Genomic DNA, 5029 nt, shown 5'->3' with positions numbered 1-5029 from the left:
TGCCCTGCCTACAATGGTACTGCCTTATAAGCTATTTGCTGGTGGAACTATTGGAAACGGCAGCCAAATACTCTCATGGATACATATTCAAGACGTTGCAGGAGCCATTTTATTTTGTATTCATCATTCTGAAATCTCTGGACCTGTGAATTTCACTGCACCACAACAAGTAACAATGAGGGAATTTGGCCATTCCATCAGTAAAACGATGAATCGACCTCATTGGTTTCCAGTACCAGATTTTGTACTAAAGATCGTCTTAGGAGAAATGAGTATACTCGTTCTGGAAGGACAAAAGGTGCAGCCGCAAGTACTAGAAAAGTCTCATTATCCCTTCCGCTACCCAACATTGAACGGAGCCCTGAATGATTTACTAAAAAAATAATAAAGTGAGTATGATTATCCACTCTGTGGAAAAAATAGGAATAGAAAGACATCCCGATTCAAGTTTCTTGCCTAGAGCTCACATAAGGAGATGAAAAGATGGACAGCAAAAAGCGTGATAAGATAAAAAATTCCTTAAACTCAACTCAATCTGTACTTTATGATCGCGAATTTAGAAAGGCAGACCGTGCTGGAGGATTTACCGAGAAAAAAGGACGCCGCTAAAATCTTGGTTTTAATTCCCTGTGATAAAACCTTAAATACTTGGAGAAATTGAAGATGAGATGATTCAATCATTTCAAATTCTTGTTTGGGGTGCTGTCGAATGGGACAAAACAAAATAAACTTAGAGCGAATTGAGAACATGCAGAAATTGCTCAAAGATCCAACAAGTATAAAGAGTGATGGACGTGACATTGAATTTTCTCAAGAACTAGCTGATCGGGATGACATAATTGCTCAACAGCGTTCCAAGGCCGCGGACGAACGTGCGAAGAAATAAACGAAAGAAACCAGGGCATTATGCGCCTGGTTTCTTTCGTTTACTACCACCTTAACGGTTGTGGATAAGTTTGGAGCTTGTTGTTTCTAAAGGCTTACGTCTACTTTTTATCCACTACTATTATTTGTATAGTATGGATAACTCTGTGGACACTGTGGATAATTCTGAAAATTCATTAATTTAACAAGTGATTTGTTGTGGATAGTTTATTAATAGTCTTTACATCCTAACGTCTTCCACTTGTTTACGAAGCATAAATTTTTGAACTTTACCGCTGGCATTACGCGGCAGCTCTTCACAGAAGATATAGTTTCTTGGGCGTTTATAATTGGCTAAGCTATCGCTGTTTTTGCACCAATCTTCTAATTCTTCTTCCGTTAGGGCCGGATTCTTTTTTACAACAAAAGCAATCACTTTTTCACCCCAGTGGCTGTCCGGCTGACCAATAACCGCACAATCTAGTACCCCTTCATGAGCAAATAGCGTATCTTCAACTTCCCTAGGATACACATTTTCGCCGCCGGTTATGATCATATCGTCCACGCGGTCTTTCACATAGAGATAGCCTTCTTCATCAAGGTATCCAATATCCCCTGAATGATACCATCCTTTATAAAGTGCTTTTTCACTTGCTTCTTTACGTTCAAAATAGCCGCTCATCATACAAGGCCCTTTAACCAGTATTTCCCCTGTCTCTCCTGCAGGCAAAACGTCTGACGGTTCAGAAGGTCCTTCTTCATTAGGTCGCACAATAATTAACTCATGTTCTGGGCAAACCTTACCCGCAGAACCTGCTTTACGTATTTGATCCTCAGCCAAAAGCAGCGTTACCGCAGGGCCCATCTCTGTCATTCCATAGGCTTGTTTCAAGGAAACCCCTAATTTCTCTTCACAAGCAAGAACAAGGTTTGGTGCCATTGGCGCTGCGCCGTATAATCCGTTTATCAAACTGTCTAATTGATAGATAGACAAATCCTCTTGAAGAAGCATATTCCACATCGTCGGGGCAGCAAAAAAGATACTGATCTGTTCTTGTTCAATGATTTCAAGAACCTTTTTTGCATTAAATTGATGGAGAATTACATTCTTTGCTCCTTTCTGAACCCGTGGAAGGAACGCACAATGCAGTTCTGCACAATGAAACATCGGCGCTGTAATCAACCCTATATCTTCTTCACTATACTTGAACGCTTCGATTAATATTTTACTCTGAGAAACCATATCTTTATGAAGATGCATAACCCCTTTGGGCCTTCCTGTGGTTCCACTCGTATACATAATCGCATATAAATCGTCAGCTGTTATCTCTTCTTGAGGATAAAAAATAGGTGCCGATTCCGTTTTTTCCTGAAAGCTTGCAGCATACACCGGTACATCCTTATCAATATACCAAAAGGCCGTTTCTGGAAACCGCTTCTCTACACTCGCTACAACCGGGGCTAATACTTCTTCAAACAAAACCACTTTAGGGCGGGCATCATCCAGAATGAAGCCGACTTCTTCTGCCTGTAATCGAAAGTTAATCGGATTAAAGACCGCACCAATCTTAGCACAAGCAAAAAAGGCAGTAGCCAGCTCTTCATTATTAAATAGAAAAGTAGATACCCTGTCGCCTTTTTTCACGCCTTCCGCTGCTAACGCATTAATTAGGGCATTTACCCGGTTATTCCACTCGCTATAGGTGTACCTTCGGTTTCTCCGCACATCATATAGTGCTTCCTTATTAGGAAAAATTTCTACTGTCTGATCAAATAGCTGCCCGATTGTTTCCGACATTCAGCTTCCCCCTTACCGAGTTTAGTTTAACCTTTCGATAATCGTAGCATTTGCCATTCCATTTCCTTCACACATGGTTTGCAAACCATAGCGGCCGCCTGTTCGTTCCAATTCATGCATCATTGATACCATCAGACGTGCCCCGCTGCCTCCAAGAGGATGACCCAATGCGATAGCTCCACCATTTGGATTGAGCTTGGCGGGATCCGCTCCTGTTTCCTTCAACCAAGCAAGTGGAACTGGTGCGAATGCTTCATTTACTTCAAAGATATCTATATCATCTATCGTTAAGCCGCTTTTTTGGAGAGCCTTCTCTGTTGCGGGAATTGGTCCCGTCAACATTAAGGTTGGATCAGACCCGACGACTACTCGGGTATGAACCTTAAACCTTGGCTTTAAGCCTAACTCTTCAGCCTTACTCCGTTCCATAAGCAATAAAGCCGCAGCACCATCACTAATCTGGCTTGAGTTTCCAGCATGAATTAACCCGTCTTCTTTAAAAACCGTTCTTAACCCGGCCAGCACTTCAAGTGTAGTTCCCTCTCTCGGTCCTGAGTCCTCTGTAACTTCTAGCTTTTCCCCATCTTCATTAAGGACGGATACTGGAATAATCTCTTTTTGGAAATATCCTTCACTCTGAGCACGCAATGCTTTTTGATGACTCTCAACTGAAAACTGATCACACTCTTCACGAGTCAAGTTATACATCTCAGCAATTCGTTCCGCAGAAACACCTTGATTGATCAGTTCGTATTTTTCCTTCAGCTTTGGACTGCGGTCAGCTCCTTGATAATTAGAACCCATAGGAACTCTTGACATGTTCTCCACACCACCTGCAACTACGACATCCATATCACCAGCAAGAATTGCCTGTGCAGCAAAATGAACAGCTTGTTGACTTGACCCACATTGGCGATCAATGGTTGTCCCAGGGACTTCAATCGGGTATCCAGCTATCAATGCCGCTACCCTAGCGATATCCCCAGCTTGTTCCCCGGATTGAGAAACACAGCCAAGAATGACATCCTCTATCATTCCCGAATCAATTCCTGTCCTCTTAACTAGTTCCTTTAACACTTCTGCAGCTAAATCATCCGGACGGTAGTCCTTAAATACTCCATTTCTTCTTCCTACAGGTGTTCTCAAGCCTTCTACAATCACTACTTCACGCATCTAATCTCTCCCCTTCTCTACTAGTTACAAGCCAATATTCTTAGCAATAATCTTTTTCATAATTTCATTCGTTCCAGCATAGATACTAGCAACGGGTATATCACGATATCTTCTCGCAATTTTATATTCCTCCATATAACCGTATCCCCCATGCAGCTGCATACATTCAATAGAAATCTTCCTCGCTGTTTCCGTAAGTTTATATTTAGCCATAGAAACGTTTGTCACGATGTTCTCCCCTGCTAAATGACTTGCAATTAATTGATCAAGAAACACGCGGCCCATTTCAATATCCGCAGCCATTTCGGCCATCTTAAACTGTGTGTTTTGGAAATCACTGATGTGCTTTCCGAACGCTTCACGGCTTTTCACATAATTCAACGTATCTTTAAACATTTCTTCGGCTGACACTTGTGCATCGATTGCTACGATCAGACGCTCTTGTTGAAGCTTTTCCATTAAATAACTAAACCCTTTGCCTTCCTCACCAAGTAAATTCTGTTTGGGAACAATACAATCTTCAAATATAAGCTCAGCTGTATCCTGACTATGTAACCCAACCTTATTTAATTTTCGCCCCCGTGAAAAACCTTTCGCACTTCTTTCCACAACCAGCAGACTAACTCCCTTATGTTTAGGAACAGCATTTGGATCTGTTTTACAGGCCACAATCACTAAATCAGCATGAATTCCGTTGGTAATAAACGTTTTCTGACCGTTTAAGATATAATTCTCACCGTCAAGAACAGCCGTCGTCTTGATATTAGCAAGATCAGAACCTGTTCCTGGTTCGGTCATGGCAATCGCCGTAATCATCTTCCCAGCAGCACATTTTGGCAGCCAGCGCAGCTTTTGTTCCGTCGTCCCAAAGGAAGATAAATAAGGAACTACAATATCACTATGCAGCCCAATTCCAACTAAACCCGAGCCGACTCTTTCTAATTCTTCATTAATAATCACTGAATATCCCCAGTCAGCGCTATACCCGCCATACTGCTCATCCAAATCTGGACATAGAAAGCCTTGCTCACCCATCTTCTCCCAAAATGTCCGCGGGATGATTCGATTTTCTTCCCATTGCTCATAAAAAGGATATGCCTCTTTCTCAAGGAACTTTCGAAATGATTTTCTAAATAAATGATGTTCTTCTGTCAGATACGGCTGCTTCACTCAATCATTCTCCTTCGTATTATT

Annotated in this window: 6 protein-coding genes; 3 read left to right on the top strand and 3 right to left on the bottom strand. The window is 41.8% G+C overall.

Translation table 11 applies throughout. The annotated features are described in order from the left end of the window. From AC52RT_RS04460 to AC52RT_RS04450, 3 genes are all read left to right on the top strand, one after another. Window positions 1-385 (top strand): DUF1731 domain-containing protein (locus AC52RT_RS04460; protein ID WP_495539637.1); only part of this gene is annotated, 385 nt, incomplete at its 5' end. A gap of 98 nt (window positions 386-483) precedes the next feature. After that, a complete protein-coding gene (locus AC52RT_RS04455; protein WP_495539636.1) occupies window positions 484-609 on the top strand; it encodes a YfhE family protein in 126 nt (41 codons plus the stop codon). A gap of 100 nt (window positions 610-709) precedes the next feature. Next, window positions 710-886 carry a YfhD family protein gene (locus AC52RT_RS04450; RefSeq protein WP_495539635.1) on the top strand — a complete coding sequence of 59 codons (177 nt, stop codon included), beginning with the start codon at window positions 710-712 and terminating at the stop codon, window positions 884-886. 219 nt (window positions 887-1105) lie between these two features. Here AC52RT_RS04450 and AC52RT_RS04445 read toward each other — a convergent pair whose 3' ends face one another. The 3 genes from AC52RT_RS04445 to AC52RT_RS04435 are packed head-to-tail and all read right to left on the bottom strand — an operon-like array spanning window position 1106 to window position 5005. After that, on the bottom strand, window positions 1106-2662 hold the full coding sequence (locus tag AC52RT_RS04445; RefSeq protein WP_495539634.1) for a fatty acid--CoA ligase: 1557 nt from the start codon (window positions 2660-2662) through the stop codon (window positions 1106-1108). Window positions 2663-2683: 21 nt separating this feature from the next. Further along, entirely contained in the window at window positions 2684-3835 is a 1152-nt protein-coding gene (locus AC52RT_RS04440) for a thiolase family protein (protein WP_495539633.1), read from the bottom strand. Window positions 3836-3859: 24 nt separating this feature from the next. Further along, on the bottom strand, window positions 3860-5005 hold the full coding sequence (locus AC52RT_RS04435; protein WP_495539632.1) for an acyl-CoA dehydrogenase family protein: 1146 nt from the start codon (window positions 5003-5005) through the stop codon (window positions 3860-3862). Window positions 5006-5029: the final 24 nt, after the last annotated feature.

This window comes from Peribacillus sp. (assembly GCF_059453735.1).
Note: the sequence above shows the minus strand (reverse complement) of the source record. Positions and strands in the feature narration are given on the sequence as shown.